Origin of the sequence: Novosphingobium flavum (assembly GCF_014230315.1) — a bacterium.
Taxonomy (GTDB): Bacteria; Pseudomonadota; Alphaproteobacteria; order Sphingomonadales; family Sphingomonadaceae; genus Novosphingobium; species Novosphingobium flavum.
In genome coordinates, this window is sequence record NZ_JACLAW010000011.1 from 110,375 (window position 1) to 128,747 (window position 18,373).

Annotated in this window: 12 protein-coding genes and 1 pseudogene; 2 read left to right on the forward strand and 11 right to left on the reverse strand. The window is 62.9% G+C overall.

Going from position 1 to position 18,373, the window contains the following annotated elements; translation table 11 throughout:
• Positions 1–111: 111 nt before the first annotated feature.
• From H7F51_RS14465 to H7F51_RS14515, 11 genes and pseudogenes are all read right to left on the reverse strand, one after another.
• A complete protein-coding gene (locus tag H7F51_RS14465) occupies positions 112–1,017 on the reverse strand; it encodes a dienelactone hydrolase family protein (RefSeq protein WP_185665016.1) in 906 nt (301 codons plus the stop codon).
• A gap of 26 nt (positions 1,018–1,043) precedes the next feature.
• Positions 1,044–3,548, reverse strand: a complete 2,505-nt coding sequence (locus H7F51_RS18545; protein WP_221774158.1) for a PepSY domain-containing protein — start codon at positions 3,546–3,548, stop codon at positions 1,044–1,046.
• Positions 3,549–3,630: 82 nt separating this feature from the next.
• Complete coding sequence (locus H7F51_RS14475; RefSeq protein WP_185665017.1) at positions 3,631–6,147, reverse strand: TonB-dependent receptor; 2,517 nt, start codon at positions 6,145–6,147, stop codon at positions 3,631–3,633.
• A 395-nt stretch (positions 6,148–6,542) separates the two neighbouring features.
• A pseudogene (locus tag H7F51_RS18980) lies at positions 6,543–6,953 on the reverse strand (DDE-type integrase/transposase/recombinase); the annotation flags it as partial.
• A gap of 69 nt (positions 6,954–7,022) precedes the next feature.
• Positions 7,023–7,994, reverse strand: a complete 972-nt coding sequence (locus H7F51_RS14485) for a Gfo/Idh/MocA family protein (RefSeq protein ID WP_343061301.1) — start codon at positions 7,992–7,994, stop codon at positions 7,023–7,025.
• Between the two features lie 162 nt (positions 7,995–8,156).
• Positions 8,157–9,599, reverse strand: coding sequence for an MFS transporter (locus H7F51_RS14490; protein WP_221774159.1), 1,443 nt, complete (start codon positions 9,597–9,599; stop codon positions 8,157–8,159).
• 164 nt (positions 9,600–9,763) lie between these two features.
• A complete protein-coding gene (locus tag H7F51_RS14495; protein WP_185665019.1) occupies positions 9,764–11,104 on the reverse strand; it encodes an amidohydrolase family protein in 1,341 nt (446 codons plus the stop codon).
• Between the two features lie 46 nt (positions 11,105–11,150).
• Complete coding sequence (locus H7F51_RS14500; protein ID WP_185665020.1) at positions 11,151–14,021, reverse strand: TonB-dependent receptor plug domain-containing protein; 2,871 nt, start codon at positions 14,019–14,021, stop codon at positions 11,151–11,153.
• Positions 14,022–14,093: 72 nt separating this feature from the next.
• Complete coding sequence (locus H7F51_RS14505) at positions 14,094–15,197, reverse strand: fumarylacetoacetate hydrolase family protein (protein WP_185665063.1); 1,104 nt, start codon at positions 15,195–15,197, stop codon at positions 14,094–14,096.
• 32 nt (positions 15,198–15,229) lie between these two features.
• Entirely contained in the window at positions 15,230–16,066 is an 837-nt protein-coding gene (locus H7F51_RS14510; protein ID WP_185665021.1) for an amidohydrolase family protein, read from the reverse strand.
• Entirely contained in the window at positions 16,063–16,509 is a 447-nt protein-coding gene (locus H7F51_RS14515) for an RbsD/FucU domain-containing protein (RefSeq protein ID WP_185665022.1), read from the reverse strand. Before H7F51_RS14515 ends, H7F51_RS14510 begins: the two co-directional genes overlap by 4 nt.
• A gap of 106 nt (positions 16,510–16,615) precedes the next feature.
• Between H7F51_RS14515 and H7F51_RS14520 the strand changes: the two genes are divergently transcribed.
• Together H7F51_RS14520 and H7F51_RS14525 are read left to right on the forward strand one after the other, a co-directional pair.
• Positions 16,616–17,293, forward strand: a complete 678-nt coding sequence (locus H7F51_RS14520) for a GntR family transcriptional regulator (RefSeq protein WP_185665023.1) — start codon at positions 16,616–16,618, stop codon at positions 17,291–17,293.
• On the forward strand, positions 17,290–18,372 hold the full coding sequence (locus H7F51_RS14525) for an aldo/keto reductase (protein WP_221774160.1): 1,083 nt from the start codon (positions 17,290–17,292) through the stop codon (positions 18,370–18,372). The genes H7F51_RS14520 and H7F51_RS14525 overlap by 4 nt, the downstream gene beginning before the upstream one ends.
• The last annotated feature ends 1 nt before the right edge of the window (position 18,373 follow it).

The window sequence follows — 18,373 nt, forward strand, 5'->3', positions numbered from 1 at the left end:
TCATGACGGCAATCGATAATCCGCGAGACCTGGATTGGTTCATTCTGGCTCCCCTCGAGAACGCATTTATCGCCTTGCTCCGGCCACGCCCCGCGCGTCCGGCGACGATTGTCATTTCAGGTACTTGTGCAGGAACGCGATCGTCCGCCTCCAGCTGATGGCCGCCGGCCCCGCATCGAAGGTCGTGCCATAGGCATTGGCGAAGCCCCACCTGGCTCCAGCGTACTCGTAGAATTCGTGTGGCTTGTGCGAGGCCGTCATCGCATCGTCGATCGGCTTGATCTTGGTGTTGCGCGCCGGATCGGGCGAACCGTAATGCTTGAGCAGCGCGGCGCTCATCAGGTGCAGCTTGCCAAGGTCGAGCAGGTTCGAAGACGAGTAGGTCACGCCTGCGGCAAGGGTGTAATCCTCGCTCACCGTCTGATCGACCTGGCTCCCGCCCTTGCCATAGCCGACGACGCCCACGGCCCGGACATTGGGCATCGCCTTGAGCGCCGCGATTGCCTGCCGGGTCAGCGCAACATATTCAGCGTCGGTCACGTCATGGACCCGCGCGAAAGCGACATCCTCGTCTTCCGGCTGCCCCCCGCGCGGCGCCAGATAGTCCGGCGCGAGCACGATGAACCCCTCCGCGGCATAGCGCCGGGCGAGATCCTTGGCATAACGGGTCAGCCCGCGGTTCTCGACGAGGAGAACAATGGCCCCGCACTTCTTGCGAGCACAGGCAGAAGGCGTGACGAGATAGCCGTTGAACGGAGCAGTAGGTCCGGCGATGACCGCCGTCTTCACCGCATAACGCCGGTCATCCTCGCGGGTCGACGGCATCCAGGCGACATTTACTGGGCCATTGCCGCCTCCGGCCGCATGCATCTCGGCCTGAGCCTGAGCCTGAGCCTGAGCCTGAGCCTGAGCCTGAGCCTGAGCCTGAGCCTTGGCCAGCGGCGCCTGCGCGGTCAGCAGCGCCAGGGCCAATGCCCAGACCAAGCCGCGCCGTGCCCTTAGAACAGATTTGTCCATCTTGGCTCTCCGTTGGATCGCGGGGTTCAATAGACGTCGCGGCGATAGCGCCCGTGCTGGGTCAGTTCATCGAGCGCATCGGCGCCAAGGATCTCGACCAGCGCGTCATCGACCCCGGTGGCCATCCCCTCAAGGCTGCCGCACACGTAGATTGCCGCTCCGCGCGCAATCCAGTCGCACACCGCATCGCCCGACAGCCGCAGTTGGTCCTGGACATAGCGGCGCGGCGGCGCATCTGGGCTGGTTTCGCCATCCGCGCCCCCGGCCGCTTCGAGCAGTGCCACCGGCACGGCATCGCGCGAGAACACCAGATCGACCCGTTCGAGAATCCCCTGTGCCTGCCAGGCCTCGAGCTCGTCCGCATAGTAGGTGTCGAACGCAGCATTGCGCTCACCGAAGATGAGCCAGTTCCCGGTCTTGCCGGCCAGAGCCTTGGCCTTGAGGTGCGCGCGCAATCCCGCAAGGCCAGTGCCATTGCCGATGAGGATCAGCGGCCGGTCGACGTTCTCGCCCAGACGGAAGTTCTGGTGCGGGTGAAGACGCATCGCGATCTCACCGCCCAGGGCCGCGCCGTCGGTCAGCCAGCCCGAGCCGACGCCCAGCGTGCCGTCGGTGCGCCGCTCCTGCCGCACCAGCAACTGGACTCGGCCATCCGCGGGGATCGACGAGATCGAATAGTCACGCGCCCGATCGGGATCGGCCGGAGCCAGTATCTGGGCAAGGTCGCCCGCTTCCCAGTCGGCCGCGGCACCATCCAGCGGCTCCAGTTCGATGTGATAGGCCGGATTGCCCGCGCTGCCCGGATTGAGGTGGCGGCGGCCCGCCAGACGCCACCGTTCGAAGGCAGGCGCCTTCCAGTCCGGCATGTCGTCCGTCCGGGCAAAGTGGCTCAGTTCGGACTTCCACTCGTCCAGAGCAGCCGCGTCGAGATTGTCGACGTCGATCCGCTTGAACAGCGGACGTGCACCCTGTTCGTTCAGCCAGGCATCAAGCTTGCGACCGAACCCGCAGAAGTTCGCATAGGCGCTGTCCCCCAGGGCGAGGACCCCGAAATGCAGGTTCGCCAGAGCCGCCTTCTCGCCCATGATCTTGCGCAAGAAACCGCGCGCCATGTCCGGCGGATCTCCTTCGCCATGGGTGGACACAATGAACAGGGCACGCTCGGCGTTCTCGAGTTCATCGAGTTCGAGCTTGTCGAGCCCGATCACCTTGGCCGGCAGGCCCGAGGCGTGGAACGCCGCGGCGGTCTGCCAGGCGAAGCGTTCGGCGCCGCCGGTCTGGCTGGCATAGGCGACGATCCATTCCGGCACGCCTTCCAGCGTGGCGACATGACCGCTCGCCGCGACCTTCATCGCCGCCGCTTCCTTCTCGCGCCGACGGCGCTTGAGGTACATCATCCAGCCGGTGACGAAGAATACCGGCATCATCAGGCAAGCGAGGAAGAAGAAGATGCGCCCGGGCAGGCCGAGGATCGCGCCGTTGTGAAAATCGAAGTTGCGCATCACGATCTGCTGCAACAGCGGCAAATCACCGAAACGGTCGTGGGTGATGACAGCGCCGGTATGCGCATCGAGCACCACGACGTTGACTTTGCTGTTGAGCGCAGGCGAGTGTCCGCCCTTCACCGTGCGCTGCTTGCTTAGCAGGTATTCAATCTTCAGGTAGTCAGGCCCGCTCTCCTTGAAGTTCACGGTCGCCTGCGCATAGGTCGGAACCTCGCGCTGGAACGAGGCCCACAGCTTGTTGAGATCGTAGGAGGAGCGGTTGGGCAGTTCCTTCGACTTGTCCCTGTCGTAGTTGATGTAACGCGCCGGTTCCGCCCCGGTCGCACTGCCGACGAAGTCCATGTAGCGGTTGCTCTGGATCTCGTTGAGCAGGCCGCTATGCGACATCGAGATGAACGCGATGAGCACGATGGTGCCGCCAGCCGCGTGAAGGCTGTAGAGGAAGGGATAGCCCTGCGCCTTCCAGTTGATCTTGAACCACGAGCGCCAGTCGGCCAGTTTGCTCTTGGGCCAGCGCAGATAGAGGCCCGACAGGCTGAGGATCAGCACCGCGAGCGAGGTGTAGAACATCGCCCACTTCGGCATCGGGTAGAGCCCCGTGCGCGTACCGGGAATCCTGAAGACCAGGCTGCGATGTACCCCTTCCATGTACTGGCCAAATTTGCCCAGGGCATGCCGAACATATTTGAAATTGTGCACCTGGCCGGTGTACTGGTTGACCAGCTGGTTGCCCTCGGAAACGTTGGTGCCGGTCAGGTCGACCACCACGCCTTCGTTCGGATCACCCGAAAAGACCAGCCGGGTGACCGTGTCATCGGGGTTCGCCGCCCGCGCCCTGACCCAGATCTGCTCGGGCGAGAGTGAGGGGCGGCCAGCCGCCTCGACGTGCAGCGGATCGCCGCTTTCCCAGTAGCTGACGTCCTGATCGAACGCGATCCCGGCACCGGTAATGGCCATGATCGACGCGAACAACCCGACGACGAGGCCGAGAATCCAGTGCAGATTGAACAGCAGCTTCTTCAGCACGGTCGGGCTCCCACGAATCGATTATGTTATTCTTGTTTCAGAAAAAATGGCGGACCCTCGCGGGCCCGCCCAGAGATGAATTTCAGAACTTGAAGGCGAAGGTGGCACCCACGTAGCGATCGGCCGCCTTGGGCAGGTTCACGTTGTATCCCTGCTGGTCGTAGTTCAGGACATAGCCGGCAGGGCGAACGTTGTTCCCCGCATAGTTCTTGCCCGTGTAGTAGTGCCGGTTGGTCAAATTCTTGACGAAGACTGTCAAAGAATACTTGTTGTCGATATCCTTGACCCCAAAGTTGAGGTCAAACGTCGCATAGCCGGGCTGGCTCAGGAACGGATCCTGGCTGAGATCGAACGACTGCCACGACTGGAAGTTCATCGAACCCATGATGAACCCGGCCAGCGAGCCGAACAGCGGATGCTCGTAGCGGATCGAGGCATTGCCGCGCCACTCCGGCGCACCGGGCAGCGAGCCGTTGCGGACGTTCTGGAAAGTGGCGCTGCCACCTGACGTGTTCAGCTGACGGAAGCAGACGTTGCTCGGCTGCGCCGCCCCGACCGCGACGGTCGCGATAGCCGGGAGGCCATAGACCGCCGCATTGTTCTGCGGGAAAGTACAGGGCAGGCCATTGGCGTTAACCGTGGCCTTCGAATAAACCACGCTGGCGTTCACGCTCAGTCCTTGGGTCACTTCGGCAGAGATTGCTGCCTGGAAGCCCTTGGTGGTCACATCGCCGGCATTGGTCGGGATGCTGGTCGCGGTAAAGGTCAGCGGATCGACCGCCTGTGCCTGAACCTGCAGGTTCTTGTACTTGGCGTAGAAGGCCGCCGCGGTCAGGAGTGCCCGCCCGCCAAAGATGCGACCCTTGAAGCCGGCTTCGAAGGCATTGACCGTTTCCGGCAGGACCGGCGTGGTCTGGTTGAAGGCCGCAGTCAGCTCGATGTCGTAGCTGGCGCCCTTGTAGCCGCGTGCATAGGTCGCATAGAACTGCGCGTTGCGATTGACATGGTACTGCAGACCGAGCTTGCCGGTGATGGTGTTGTCAGCCGTGTTGCCGCTGCCCGAACCCACCGAAAGGGTCGAAACGTCGCCGGGCTGCGACGCACCCGGACGGATCACGAAGTAGCTGACCGTTTCGCGCTGTACGCGCACGCCTGCAAGCACGGAAAGCTTGTCGGTCAGCTTGTATTCGCCTTGGCCGAAGACGGCGATCTGGTCGCTGGTCTGGCCAGCGTTCAGCGTATTCGAAACGTAGATCGGCAGAACCGTGGTGGAAGTTCCGCACGGCAGGCCCACCGTGTTACCCGCGGTAACCGGGCAGGTGCCCCACCGCTGGAGGTACTCGCGGCCGACCTTCTGGGTCTGGTAATAGAGGCCGGCAACGTAGGTTAGCGGTCCGGTGCCCGGCGAAGTCACCCGGATCTCCTGAGCGAACTGCGTGACCGAGCCGGGGCCGCCCGCGCTCAGGGTCTTGCTTCGCCCGCCCGCACCATTGATCGTGGTCTGGGTCGTCGAGCCGTAGGGCGTGACCAGCTGCGGAGTTGCCGCGACGTAGAGCGGCGGCAGGGCGTCGGGGATCACCGGGAACGGGTTCGCATCGAACCGGTAGTTCTGGTACGACGTGATCGAGGTGATGGTGAAGTCACCCAGCTTGAGATTGCCTTCCAGCGAACCGATGAACTGGCGGCTGTCGTCAAACGATGGCTTGTACATCTGGACGAGACGGTTCTCGGTATTGGCCGTGAACGGCACGACCAGCGCTGCGATCTGGACCGAGTTGTCGAACTGCTGGATCACGCTGGAACAGCAACCCGACTGCGTCTTGTAGTAGCTCGCGATGGCCAGCCAGTTGAGGTTCTCGGTCATGTCCCAGTCAAGCTTGCCGCGAACACCACGGCTCTTGACCGTACCGATCCGGTCGCCCGGCGAAACGCTGCTGAACAGGTTGCCGCCGACATAGCTGTAATTGCCGCTGATGCTGGCGCGCAGCGTGTCGGAAAGCGGCCCCGAGATCGTGCCTTTGGCGCGGTATTCCTCGCCTTCGGCAACGGTCACTTCGCCATTTGCCGAAAGCTGGTGGGAGGGCCGCGCGGTAACGACGTTGATCAGGCCCGCGTCGGCATTCTTGCCGAACAGGGTACCCTGCGGCCCTTCAAGAACCTCGATCCGCTCCACGTCGGACAGTTCGGAGAAGCCCTGGGCGCCGCGGCCGAGGACGACGCCGTCGATCACGGTCGAGACCGAGGATTCGGCGCCGAAATTGAACAGGGCCGTGCCGACGCCGCGAATGCGGAAGCTATTGTTGGCAGCCTTGCCGCCCTCGGTGAAGGTAAGCGAGGGCACTGCGTCGGTCAGTGAACGGGTGTCGTTGATCTGGCGCTGGCGCAGGACGTCCGCCGAAACGGCGGTGACGGTCACAGGCACGTCGACCAAGCGCTCGGCGCGCTTCTGCGCGGTCACCACGATTTCACCCGGCGCCATATCGTCGGCATCGCTGGCGGCTTGCGGCGTCGTTTGCGCAGTTTGCGCACTGGCCGACGCGACCGGCATCAGCGCCACCGACAGCGCCATAAACGAAACAGAGCCCAGAGAACCTTTCATCACACCCCTTCCTCCCATTCGATCATTCGCAAATCGAATGAATTATATTCCCAGCACGCCTTTGTGGCAGCACCATCTTTTCTATCGTTCCATTCTTTACCTTAGCAAGGCTTTTATTGTTTCCTTTTAGAATGTTTTGAACAACAACCTTCCGCATACACTTCGATCAAACCCGGCAGATCGGCACTGGGCGATTCAGTCACCCGGATGCGGGTCTCCACCAAGTGCGGCGCCGTCGTTCGGCAAGTGAAAAGCTGACGATATTGATACCGTTGAGCATTTCATCAGCCTGTCAGATGGCCGGATAGATCCGCTCGCGCTTTGCTGGGCCGGCCATAGCCTGGCCCCAAACAAAGAACTCGACCTAGCCGATCTGATCAGCGAAAAATGGATATTCCCAAATGACGCGTGGCAGCGGGCAGTATCGCAGCCCATCGGTGGCTTTGGCCTCGGCCATGCCGTAACGCTTCAGCGCGTTCTTCAAGTGCTGCAAAGCCGCTGATTTATCTCATTTTTTGGTGACAATAGATTCCAGGATCTCATCCTCGTGAACGACGGCGCGCCAGAGATAGCTCATCGCGCCATTGATCTTCACGTAGACCTCGTCGATGTGCCCGCACCATGCCGGAAACCGCGCATCCGGCTGATGCGCTGGCGGCGGATGTCGGCCGCGAACAACGGACCGAAACAATTCCGCCACAGCCGCACCGTCTCATGACAGAGGTAAATGCCGCGCTCGAACAGCAGATCCTCGACTTCCGCAGGCTCAACGGGAACCGCACATAGTGCATCACCACGAGCCGGATTACCTCCGGCTACGAGTGAAAATAGCGAAATGGATTGGCTGGTTCTTGAGGACGCGGCATGGCCGCGCCCTACCCCAATCGCCTCACCTTGCCAGCAGGTGCAGTTCTTTTGACACTGCCACCAGTGGCGATGCTAGCGCACGCCGCGTCGACAATCGCAACCAGTTCCTGCCCGAAGCGGACGTCGGCAACCTGCCCATAGGCCGATGCGTCTCCCCCAGTCAGGCTGCGGACGGCTTCCCGGTAGCAGGCCAACCAGTCATGCTGGAAGGGGCCGCCCTCAAGCACATGATCAGCAGCGCCAAAGCTGTAAAGCTCGCAAGGCCCCGTGCGCGTCTCGTCTAGCAAATCCAGGCTGAAGCTGGAGCGGCCCCCGCCGGCGTGATCGAGACTACACTGGAAAGCGGCTTTCCCTGTTCTAGTTGCCGCCGCGCAAACAACGGGACCGAGCACGGAAACCAGCACGGCGAGCATATGCGGAGCAACGTCCAACAGAGGCCCGAAAGGCTCGGAACGCCAGGGGGAGTCTGCGAAACGGCCGCCGGGTACCAAGGCCCGAGAATTGAAACTGGCAGTGGCCGTCTGCGGCTGCAAGGCTCGCGCCGATGCGATCAATTGGCGCACCTCGGCGCTATGGAGCCCAGGCAGGAACACGCGTGCCGCCACGTCCGCCCGATCAATCGTTGCCACCAGCTCACACCCCTCCGCAAGCGAGGTCGCCAGCGGCTTTTCCAGCAGCAGCATCTTGCCCGCCTCCGCGGCACGTCGTGCAAGAGCGGACTGGACCTGCGGTGCGACAGCGAATGCGACGGCGTCCACACCGTCCAGGAAGCGGTCGAAATCGTCGAAGGCTTGAGCACCGTGCGGCTCTGCCACGGCTGCGGTCCGGCCAGGATCCCGGCCGTAGACTCCGACCAGGCGGACATTCGGGCAATCCGCCAAGGCCGGAGCGTGAACCTGCGCAGCCCAAGTGCCGGTTCCGACCAAGCCGAATGAGGCAGGCTCAACCACGGCGAGCTCCCGCCCGCCGTGGTGAGGCACAACTCCAAATCAAGGGCATGTAGATCCTCTTCCCGGCCATTATCGCTATGGCCGCATAAAAGGCGCCTCGACTGCACATTCCAGGCACGGGGCACTGGGCTGTGCGCGGCGGCGGATTATCGGAAGGCATTTACCGGCACGCTCACTTCTTTTTCGCAAGACTTATTCCCCTGCGGCAACGGCCCGGCCCCCGACGTCAAGGCCGGCACTCGGCGAGGACGACTGGTTGTCGGCGCGTACAGGCAGTTCCTGTTCCGTGTGACCATAGACTTCCTTGAGCACGAAGGTTGCCAGGAACAGCGTGATGAGCGGGAAAATGGCCGTCAGCATCGCCGCCTTGGGAACCCCAAGCAAAGTAAACATCGCCGGCGCCGCCATCGTCAGGAGAAACGCCGAGGTCTTGGTCACCGCATAGGCAAACCCGGAAGAGACGCCGCGATACTTTGGCTTGGCGACCACGGTGACAATCGTCTGACCGCTCTGCGCGCCCCAGTAATGCCCCCAGACCACGATCGCTGCGCCCAGGGCAACGATCAGTGTCTGCGCCTGATAGATGCCATAAGAGGCGACGAACAGGCCCGACGCGGTCAGGAAGTTGCCTGCCTGGAGCAGGCCCTTGTGACCGATGCGGTGGAGAATGACCGGCCCGACGAAGCCGGACAGGGCCGCCAGGCCGCTCAGCCCGATCAGGAACAGGTTGTTCTCGAGCTGGGTCGTGAAGCCGAAGCTCACCAGGATGAGCGGGATGTAGAAGCCAAAGGCATACCATTCGGCCGGCTGAGTGGCGTTTGAAACCATGCCGACGATCGTCACGTTGCGGCGGCGGCGATCACCCCAGACGTCCCTGAACGCTTCCCCGATCGTGGGCGAGCGCATCGGCACGTTGGTATCGGGCAGGTCGTCCAGCAGATCGCCGTAAAGCACGCGCGATGCCGCCTTGGCTTCGCGGAACTTGCCGCGATCAAGCAACCACGCCGGGGTTTCGGGCAACTCGGTCCGCATCAACAGCAGAATGATGCCGGGAATGGCCGGGAACATGAGAACGAAGCGCCACAGCAGGTTCGCCTCGAGATTGATGAACTGCAGAATGGTCACAAGGATCACCGACAGCATCGTGCCGATGGCGTACATGCACTGCCACCGGTTCGCCATCGTCTCGCGTTTTCCCTTGGGCAGGACTTCCATCATGTAGGTGAAGCCGTTGGCGACGTCGCATCCGATGGGGATGCCGCCAATCGTGCGGATGATTGCCAGGGTCAGCATGTTTGGTGCCAGCCCTTGCGCGAGGGCGCAGACGATAAACATGATCATGGAGGCGAGGAATATCCGCCGACGGCCGAAGCGATCCGTTGCCCAGCCGCCCAGCAGCGCGCCGATCAGGCCCCCGATGTGAACCCCGGCAGCGGCAAATCCGAGCATCATCGCGCTCGGATTGAGGTCCGTGTTTATGTAGGGGAGGATGAAGGCCATCGAATAGCTGTCCCAGGATTCAAGGAGCAGCGCGACGATCATGAGCCAGCCGGCTTTGGTGGAGCCAGCGCCTTCCTGGGCCTCAACTCTTTTCTTGGCCTCCGCGGCGATCGCGGCAGCTTGCGCTTGGTTCACGAATATTTCTCCCACACATCAGGTGGCGATTGCTGTCGGACGCGGCGCACGGCGGATGACAAGAGGCCGCTGCGCCGACCTTTCCGAAGGCCATCCTATCTAGACCATACTTACCGCGTACCCGGCGGCGTGCGGTTCAGGGCCGCGCGCCGCCGAGAGGCGGATTACCTCTGCCGGCTGATCGCATCCTTGACGACCATGCCGCCTTTCATGACGAACTTCACCCGTTCCATCTCGGTGATGTCCGCCAATGGATCGCCGGATACCGCGATGACATCAGCGTATTTTCCCTTTTCCAGGCTCCCAATGTGGCGCTCCATGTCGTAGTTCAGCACGTGAACCGCGCCGACATAGGTGGTCCGCAGCGCCTCGGCCGGGGTCATCCCCCATTTGACCAGATAGGCAAATTGGTTACCCTGCTTGCCGTGCGGGATCTCGCCGCCCGGCGGCGAAGTGGCGCCGCTTCCGAACGCGATTTCCAGTCCGGCGGCACGAGCCCGCCGCACGGCGGCCTCGCCCAGGGCCAGGCGTGAGCCCGCGCCCCCGCTCGCTTGCAGGTCAAGAGGATCGAGGTGCGTCAGGTCATCGATCGTCGGCGTGAAGACGGTCTTGAACTGCTGGATCAGCTTCACCCCAGCGGCGTCGAGCTCAAGCAGATGGTTGGGATTGTCGACGCCGGCGAGAAGGCAAGGATCCTTGCCGTTTCCGCTGTAGCTGTGACAAGCGACCTTGAGGCCGAGACGGTGCGCCTCGTCGACGATCGCCTGGACCTCCTCGGTCGAAATCGAGAACACGTACTGGAACTTGCCATCACGCCACATGTAGTTCGGCCCGACATAGTCCGAAGTTGCGTAGACCTTGACGTAATCGACCCCGTGGTTCTTCGCCTCGCGCACTGCGGCGCGGGCCAGCCACGGCCCGTTGATATCCTTGTTCTCGGTGCGTCCAGCGTACCAGCGCTCTCCGTAGCCCTCCCTGACGTAGTTCGAATTCCGGAAATTGAGCGCCTGCCCCACGACCTGCATGCGCGGCCCCAGGACATGACCCGCATTGATCATGTCGCGCAGCTCGACCGTGTCAAAACCTCCGCGCGAGTCCAGATCGAGGATTGTCGTAAAACCAGCGTCCAGATCGTGTTGAGCGCTCACGGTCATCCATATGACGCGTTGCGAGAGGCTGGTAGTCGGGGACGCGTCAACGTTGGTGTGGACGTGCGCGTCGATCATGCCGGGCATGACCGTCGCATTGCCGAGGTCGATCACCTTTGCATTTGCCGGGACCGGCAGGTTGGTCCCGACGTTTTCTATCCGGTCTCCCCTGATGATCACGACCTGGTTGGCGAGGAGTTGACCTCCCTTGGGATCGTAAAGGCGCCCCGCCTTGATCGCCACGACCCGGTCGGCCGGCGCGAGAAACTCGGCGGTCTTCTCGGGGGTATTGGCCGAGGCCGCACAGGCAAGCACTGCCCCGACAGCGCCGAACAGCCAACTGATCTTTCGTTTCATAGCAACATCACCTCTCCTCGGACCGCCTTTCGAGGCGGCACTGATTTCACATTTCGACACGGATGCCGCCCTTGATCACACGGCCAATGGTGTCGAAATACACTGCGTTGGTCGGCGACGCGTTGTCCGTCGGCGCGGCCGGCGGATCGGTGTCGAGCAGGTTGGTCACGACCCCGAACAGGGTAATGCCCGGCGCGACCTTGAACCTCGCGGAAAGGTCGAAATAGGTCCTCCCCTCGACATCGTTGTTGTTGATGTCCGCCGCCGTGTAGGTGACGTCGTACTTCCCGCCCGAGACCTGGCGCGCGGACAGGCCGAGTGACAGGCGCTCATCCGAATAGGTCAAGGACGTGGTGGAGCGGAACCGGGGCACCGCGAACTGGTTGCGCGGACCAAGTTCGCCGGAGCGGTCGATCGTCGGGGCATTGAGCAGGCCGGAATTGACCTGCGCATGACGCGTGTAGGTGCCAGCAAAGCTCAGCTGAAGCGAGCCGCCCAACCCGTCCGCCACGCGGGAAAGCGGGAAACGATAGCTCGCCTGGAAGTCCAAGCCGCTGATCCTCACACTGGCAAGATTGAGGAAGGGCGTCGAGATCGCCGTCGGCAACCCGCCTGTGTCAAAGGTAATCAGGCCGCAATACAGCGGTTCGGCCGTGACCCGGCAGAAATCGGCGACATCCTGTCCAGCGAGGGTCGTTATAAGGCCCTTGGTCCCGATCTTGAAATGGTCGACCGAGAACGCCAGGCCCGGAACAAACGGCGGCTGGTAAGAAAAGCCGAAGGTCGTCGTATCTGCCTTCTCCGGCTTCAGGTTGGGGTTGCCGGATGACAGGACCAGCAACGAGCGCACCGCCGAACCATATTGAATGGTCGCGCTGCGGCCGCTGGGCGGCACGGATCGCTCAAAAATGTTCGGGGCGCGGATGTCGCGGGAGCGCGCGGCGCGAAGCAGCATACCTGCAAAGGGATTGTAGGTGAGCCCCGCCTTCCACGTAACCTGGCCGCCGGCCGCCCCCTTGTAGTCGGCATAACGTGCCGCACCGTTGATCTCGAGGGATTCGCCAAGCGGCGAGTCCTTGAGCAGCGGCACCACCGTTTCCACGAAGGCTTCCTTGACCTCATAAACGCCCGAGAAAGTGGCGCTGTTGTTGCCTTGGTAGCCATTAGCCTGCGCAATCGGATCGGACCACGCGGACTCGGATTCATAGCGATATTCCACGCCGGTCGCGACCGACACAGGGCCCGCCCACGTTTCGAACGGCTTGCCTGAAAGGCTCGCGTTGAAAAAGGTCTGCCGGTAGTCGATGGCCCCCATCGAAACACCCGCTACATAGGCCCGGGCGGCATCGGTGATGGCGCCGGTGCCGAACACGTTCATGGGCACGCAGCCTGCCGCCGCAGCATTGAATGAGGATCCAGCGATCGTTGCCCGGCAAACAATCTGCCCGTTGTTGAGCACCGCGTCAGCCGCGAAGCCGTAACGGGCGACGATTGTGTTGTTGTCGACGGCCTGCTTGTAGTTGTTCACGCCGTGGCCGACATTGGCGTTCCACTTCCAGTCACCACCTCCAGCAAAGGCGCCGTCAAGCCCAAGCACCCAGCGGGTGGTCTGGTTCTCGAGGTGACCAAACGTAGCCAATTCAGTGTTGTAGCGACCGAAGGTGAACGATGTCAGCCCCGCGTCGGTCATCTGGTTCTTGATCGAGTCCGACAGATAGGCATTGTCCTTACGGATGGTCAGCGAACTGACATAGGGGACGGATTGGCCGCCGCCGTCCGACTTCGAATAGCTGAGTTCACCGTGGGCGGTGATGAAATCGGAGAGCTTCACGCTGCCGCGCCCATAGAGCACCATGCGGCGGAACGGAGCGGCAATCTGCTGCACCGCCGGAAAATAGACGCCGGGCTGCCCGCCGCCGATCATGTAGGTCGGGCCAACGTACTGGCCGTAGGAAAACGGGCTGGTCGTGCCCCCAGGCCCGAAGTTGGTGCCCTTCAGAACCGTGCTGTTGATGATGCCACCGGGGGTGGCGGTCGAGAACTGGACATCCGGAAGGATGAGGCGCGATGCCAGCCCGTTGCCACCGGCCGGACAGGTCGCCGAAACCGCGACAGCGCCCGGACAGGGGTTAGGTATCAGGTAAACATGGCTGCGCCCCCAATCGCGCGTATTGACGTCGCCCACGCCGTAGTTCTTTTCGTAGTCAGCCGACACGGTGAGGTTCACGCGCCCATCGGCGAAGTCCTTGCCGGCGAGGAAACCGAAGCGCAACGACCGGTTATCGCCGTGCGTGGACGTTCCGCCCTGGGCTTCGGCCTGAAAGCCATTGAAATTCTTTTTCAGGAGGATGTTCACGACCCCCGCGACCGCGTCGGAGCCCCATTGGGCCGATGCGCCGCCGGTGACGACTTCAACGCGATCCACCAAAAGCGCGGGGATCTGGTTCAGGTTGACGTTGTAACCTGCCAGGCCTGCCGCCATCTCGGGGACAAAGCGGTTGCCGTCCACAAGGACCAGGGTGCGCGACGTTCCAAGCCCGCGCAGATCGAGATAGTTTGATCCGTTGGAGCGCTGGTTGGCACCATTGCTGGTCGGCTGCGTGGTCGGACGAAACGCCGGGACTTCGGTCAGCAGATACTGACCGATGTTGGTGGCCGCCTTCTGCTCAAGCTGGGCCCCGCCGACGACGACCGTGGGTGTCGGCGCGGAATAGCCCTGGCGGTTGACGCGGCTGGCCGTCACCACGATGTCGCTCGCCACGGGCCCCGTGATTTCGTCGGAAGCTGGCGCGGCCTGTTCACTGGTCGTTGGTGCCGTGGCCTGTTGGGCCTGGGCGATGCCCGGCGTCAGTGAAACGAACAGGGCGACGCTGGAAACCTGCGAGAGCAGGGTCGGCTGGATTGCAATGCGCCTCATTGTGGCATCTCTCCCGTGATTATTATTGATGGTGGGGTTGGATGAAGAGCGAACGGGGTTTCATCGGCCGGGCTATGCAACCGGCTGACAGTCGGAAGCGCGCAGCCGTATTGCGCGCGCATCCAGGTTGCGCAGCAGGTCAGCGATCCCGAAGGTCCAGGGCGCGGCTGCTGCGGATGTCGTGACTTCGTTCTCGAGCGCGCCCAGGCGCGCACTCGCGATGCGGACCATGTCCCCTGCCTTGTGGGTGAAGCCCTGGCCCGGCACGTCGCGGTCCTGGGTCGGCGCGAACAGCGTGCCGCAGAACAATACGAAGCCATCGGGGTACTGGTGTTCGGATCTCGCCTGACGGACCAGTTCCAGCGGATCGCGGCTGATCTGGTCCATCGAGCTGTGGCCGTCGAGCCGAAAGCCGTCCGGCCCGTCGATCACCAGATCCACCTGCGCCTTGCGCACGTCGTCGATCGTGAAGTCGCGATCGAACATCCGGATAAATGGGCCCAGCGCGCACGAGGCGTTGTTGTCCTTCGCCTTACCCAACAGCAGGGCGCTTCGTCCCTCGAAGTCACGTAGGTTGACGTCGTTGCCGAGCGTCGCGCCAAGCGCGCGCCCCTGACGGTCCACCACCATCACCACTTCCGGTTCGGGGTTGTTCCATGCGGAATCCGACCGGATGCCGATCTGCGCTCCATGCCCCACGGCTGACAGCACCGGAGCCTTGGTAAAGATCTCAGCGTCGGGACCTATCGCCACTTCGAGATATTGCGACCACAGCCCGTCCGCTATCAAAGCATCCTTCAGGCGCGCGGCGGCCTCGGATCCCGGCACGACCGCGCGGATGTCGGCTCCCACCCGATCCTGCAATCCGCCGCGGATCGTCTCGGCCAAGCGTGCGTCGCCCCTCGCCCGCTCCTCGATCACTCGCTCCACCGCCGACACGGCAAAGGTGACACCAGCCGCCTTGATGCACTGCAGGTCGATCGGCGCAAGCAGCGGAGCCTCATCAATCGCGAAGGCGTCAAGCGGCCCAAGGGCAACGCCCTCCGGAACGTCCGGCCACAAGTTGAGCAGCTCCGATACCGTGCCGGCAGCCGACAGGTCGAACAGTTCGCCGCCACGCACCGCGACCGGCGTGGGCCCTGCCGGAAATTGCATACGGCCAACCAAGGTCGCCATTCGCCAGTCGGCGGGTAAACAATCATCCCAGCTCACGCCTGTGCTCCTAATTGGTAAAATTCTGTAGCCGCGCGGAACCAAATCCACTCGCGGTCATCGGCACCCAGGTCTGCCAGCAGGCGGTCCGTTGCCTCGACCCAGCGCGCGTAGCTGCCGACGCTGTTGAGAACCGGCCAGTCGCTACCCCAGAGCAGGCGCTGCGGCCCGAACGCCTCCAGAAGGCTGTCCGAATAGGGCCGAAGAACGCCCTCGCCCCAGTCCGCCCCGGCCTCCGTCGCAAAACCGGACAGCTTGCAGCGGACGTTGGTTTCCCGGGCAATATGGGACATGGCTTCACGCCATATGGCGATCTCGCCCGAGGCGATATGCGGCTTCGCTCCATGGTCGATGACCACCCGCAATCCGGGTGTACGCGAAAGGCGCTTTTCCAAGGCAGGCAAATGGATCGGCCGAACCAGGGCATCGAGCGCCAGGTCAGCCTCGACCAATGCCGCAAAGGCGGCATCAAGCGAGGGGCGCGCAAGCCATTCAGGATCGGCAATGTCCTGAACCATGGGACGCAGACCGACCAAGGTGGGCGCTTCGGCCAAAGCCGCTATACGCTGGGGAGCGGACGACGCGTCGAAGTCCGCCCAGCCGACCACGCCGGCAACGAACGGCGTGATCCGGGCCAGCTCGATGAGGAACGCAGTTTCCGCATCGGTCGGCGCAGCCTGGACGAGGATGGTCCGCGAAACGCCTGCCTGCTTGATCAGCGGCTCGAGATCATCGGGAAGATAGTCACGCCACAGCGCGACAGATGACGGCTCGATCCAGCCGTAGTCTCCGCGTCCGATGGCCCAGAAGTGCTGATGGGAATCGATCTTCACGAGCCTGCCTGCCCGTCCGGACGGATCACGCCCTTGCGCAGAAGGACGTTGCCGTAGAGCCGGGCCTCCGAGGTGGACACGACGACAAAGGCCCGCGCGGCGCGGCCGTAGAATTCCGTCCGCTCAAGTCGACCCAGCGGAGCAGTGTACCCCTCGACCGCGAGCGTGTCGGCAAACTCGCGGTGGATCGGCAGGATCAGGTCGGGCTCATCCACCACCTGCATGCGCCATGCGGCTTCGGGGCCGAAATCGTCGAGCGGCAAAAGGGAAACAACGGCAGCCAAAGCACTCACCACATCGACGCCGTCCAGCCGCACGAGGCGGGCCGCAGTGCTCGCCGCGGGGAAGTTCGCATCGACGATCGCGATCTCGTCGCCGTGCCCCATGGCACGAAGCGCCGCGAGCAATTCAGGCCCGACTATCGGTGCAATTCCCTTGAGCACGCCGCCTCCAGCTAACATGTTAGAGGGGCCTGTTAGACGTGCTTATAGGAATTTTCAAGCCATATTGACTGAACCTAACATTTTAGTCCAATAGGCCATTATGACGTTGAGCACATTGAACCAGCCAGACCTGCCGAAGGGCGATCGCGTCTATCGCACGCTCAGGAGGCGCATCCGCGATCTCGAAATTGCCCCGGGGCAAGCCATCCGAAAGGAAGACATTGCCGAGGAGTTCGGCGTGTCGCGCGGCCCGGTGAACGAGGCAATCGCCCGCCTTACCGAGGAGGGGCTGGTCGATGTCTATCCGCAGCACGGCAGCTTCGTTGCACCGATCAGGCCCGAGGATGTCCGCGAAGGCCTGTTCGTTCGGTCGGGACTGGAGATCGAAGCCGTACGGCGCATCGCCCAAAGGGCGTCTGACGAATTGATCGCCATGCTCGAAGCTAACCTCGACGCCCAGACCCAGTCGCTCAAGGTGAACGATCTGGAGCGCTTCTACGAACTCGACGAAGCCATGCACGAAGCGCTGTTCAACGAAGTTGCCAGCCCGCGCCTCGTCAAACTGCTCGATGCAGCCCGGGCTCCGCTTGACCGGATGCGGCGGCTTGTCCTGCCCATCGGCGAGCGGCCTGAATCCACACTGGCCGAGCATCGATGGATCGTCGAAGCCGTAAAGACGCGAAATGCCGAACTGGCTGGCGCTGCGATGAGGGCCCACCTCAATGCGGTCGAAATCGCGGTTGAGGCACAGTTTGCCGCCCTCGAATCGGCTCAAGAAGCATGATGCTTCCCATTCGCACCATGACCTCGAACGCTGGGCGGACGATCACGTTTTCAGCGATGGGATTCGGCGCCGCGCCGCTCGGGAACATGCATCGCCCTCTGCCCGAAGCGGAGGCCGACGCCACGGTCCGCGCCGCGTGGGACGAAGGCCTGCGCTACTTCGACACCGCGCCGCTCTACGGGCACGGCCTGTCCGAGATGCGCCTGGGAAGAACACTGCGTTCGCTGCCCCGAGAATCATTCGTGGTTTCAACGAAGGTCGGACGCATTCTCGAACCCTGCCGCGCCGGCGAAGAGGACTCGGGCATATATGTTGCCACCCCGCAGCTCCGGGTGCGCTTTGACTATACCTACGACGGCATCATGCGATCTCTGGAGTCCAGTCTGGGCCGACTCGGGCTCGACAGAGTCGATATTCTCTACCTTCACGACATCGAAGCAAAATGCCACGGACGGGCCGGGTATGAGGCTCGCTTCGGGGAGCTTTTCGATCAGGGCGGCTGGAAGGCGCTGGACGAGCTGCGCAAGACCGGAGCAGTCACCGCCATTGGCGCAGGGGTCAACGAAGTAGAACCCTGTGCGCGCCTGCTAGAACAGGCCGACCCGGACATCTTCCTGCTCGCGGGACGCTTCACCCTGCTGGACCAGAGCGCCCAAGGCCTGCTCGCGGATTGCCAGGGACGCGGCGTTGGCGTGGTAGCCGGCGGCCCGTTCAACAGCGGGATCCTCGCAACCGGTCCCGTGGACGGCGCCCGGTACGACTATGCCGCCGCCTCCGAAGGAATTCGCCAACGTACGCAGGTGATCGCAGATATCTGTGTTCGCAACGGCGTCAGCCTTCCTCACGCGGCATTGCACTTTGCACTCATGCACCCTGCCATTCTGTCGGTCATACCCGGCGGACAAACGCCTGATGAAGTTCGCCACAACGCGGAACTGTTCCGGCGGCCAGTCCCTTCTTCGCTGTGGACGGACCTGGTCTCGGCGGGTGCCCTGTCACCCGGCGCCATTGTTGCGGCACCGTCGTCCGCAGCAAGCCACCTCGCCTCGACCGGGCAAAAGATCAACGCGAACAGGTGAG

Coding starts and splice junctions, on each gene's coding strand:
- H7F51_RS14505 (WP_185665063.1), bottom strand. CDS start 15,197: ATGGCGACCTTGGTTGGCCGTATGCAATTTCCGGCAGGGCCCACGCCG.
- H7F51_RS14475 (WP_185665017.1), bottom strand. CDS start 6,147: ATGAAAGGTTCTCTGGGCTCTGTTTCGTTTATGGCGCTGTCGGTGGCG.
- H7F51_RS14525 (WP_221774160.1), top strand. CDS start 17,290: ATGATGCTTCCCATTCGCACCATGACCTCGAACGCTGGGCGGACGATC.
- H7F51_RS14495 (WP_185665019.1), bottom strand. CDS start 11,104: ATGAAACGAAAGATCAGTTGGCTGTTCGGCGCTGTCGGGGCAGTGCTT.
- H7F51_RS14465 (WP_185665016.1), bottom strand. CDS start 1,017: ATGGACAAATCTGTTCTAAGGGCACGGCGCGGCTTGGTCTGGGCATTG.
- H7F51_RS14500 (WP_185665020.1), bottom strand. CDS start 14,021: ATGAGGCGCATTGCAATCCAGCCGACCCTGCTCTCGCAGGTTTCCAGC.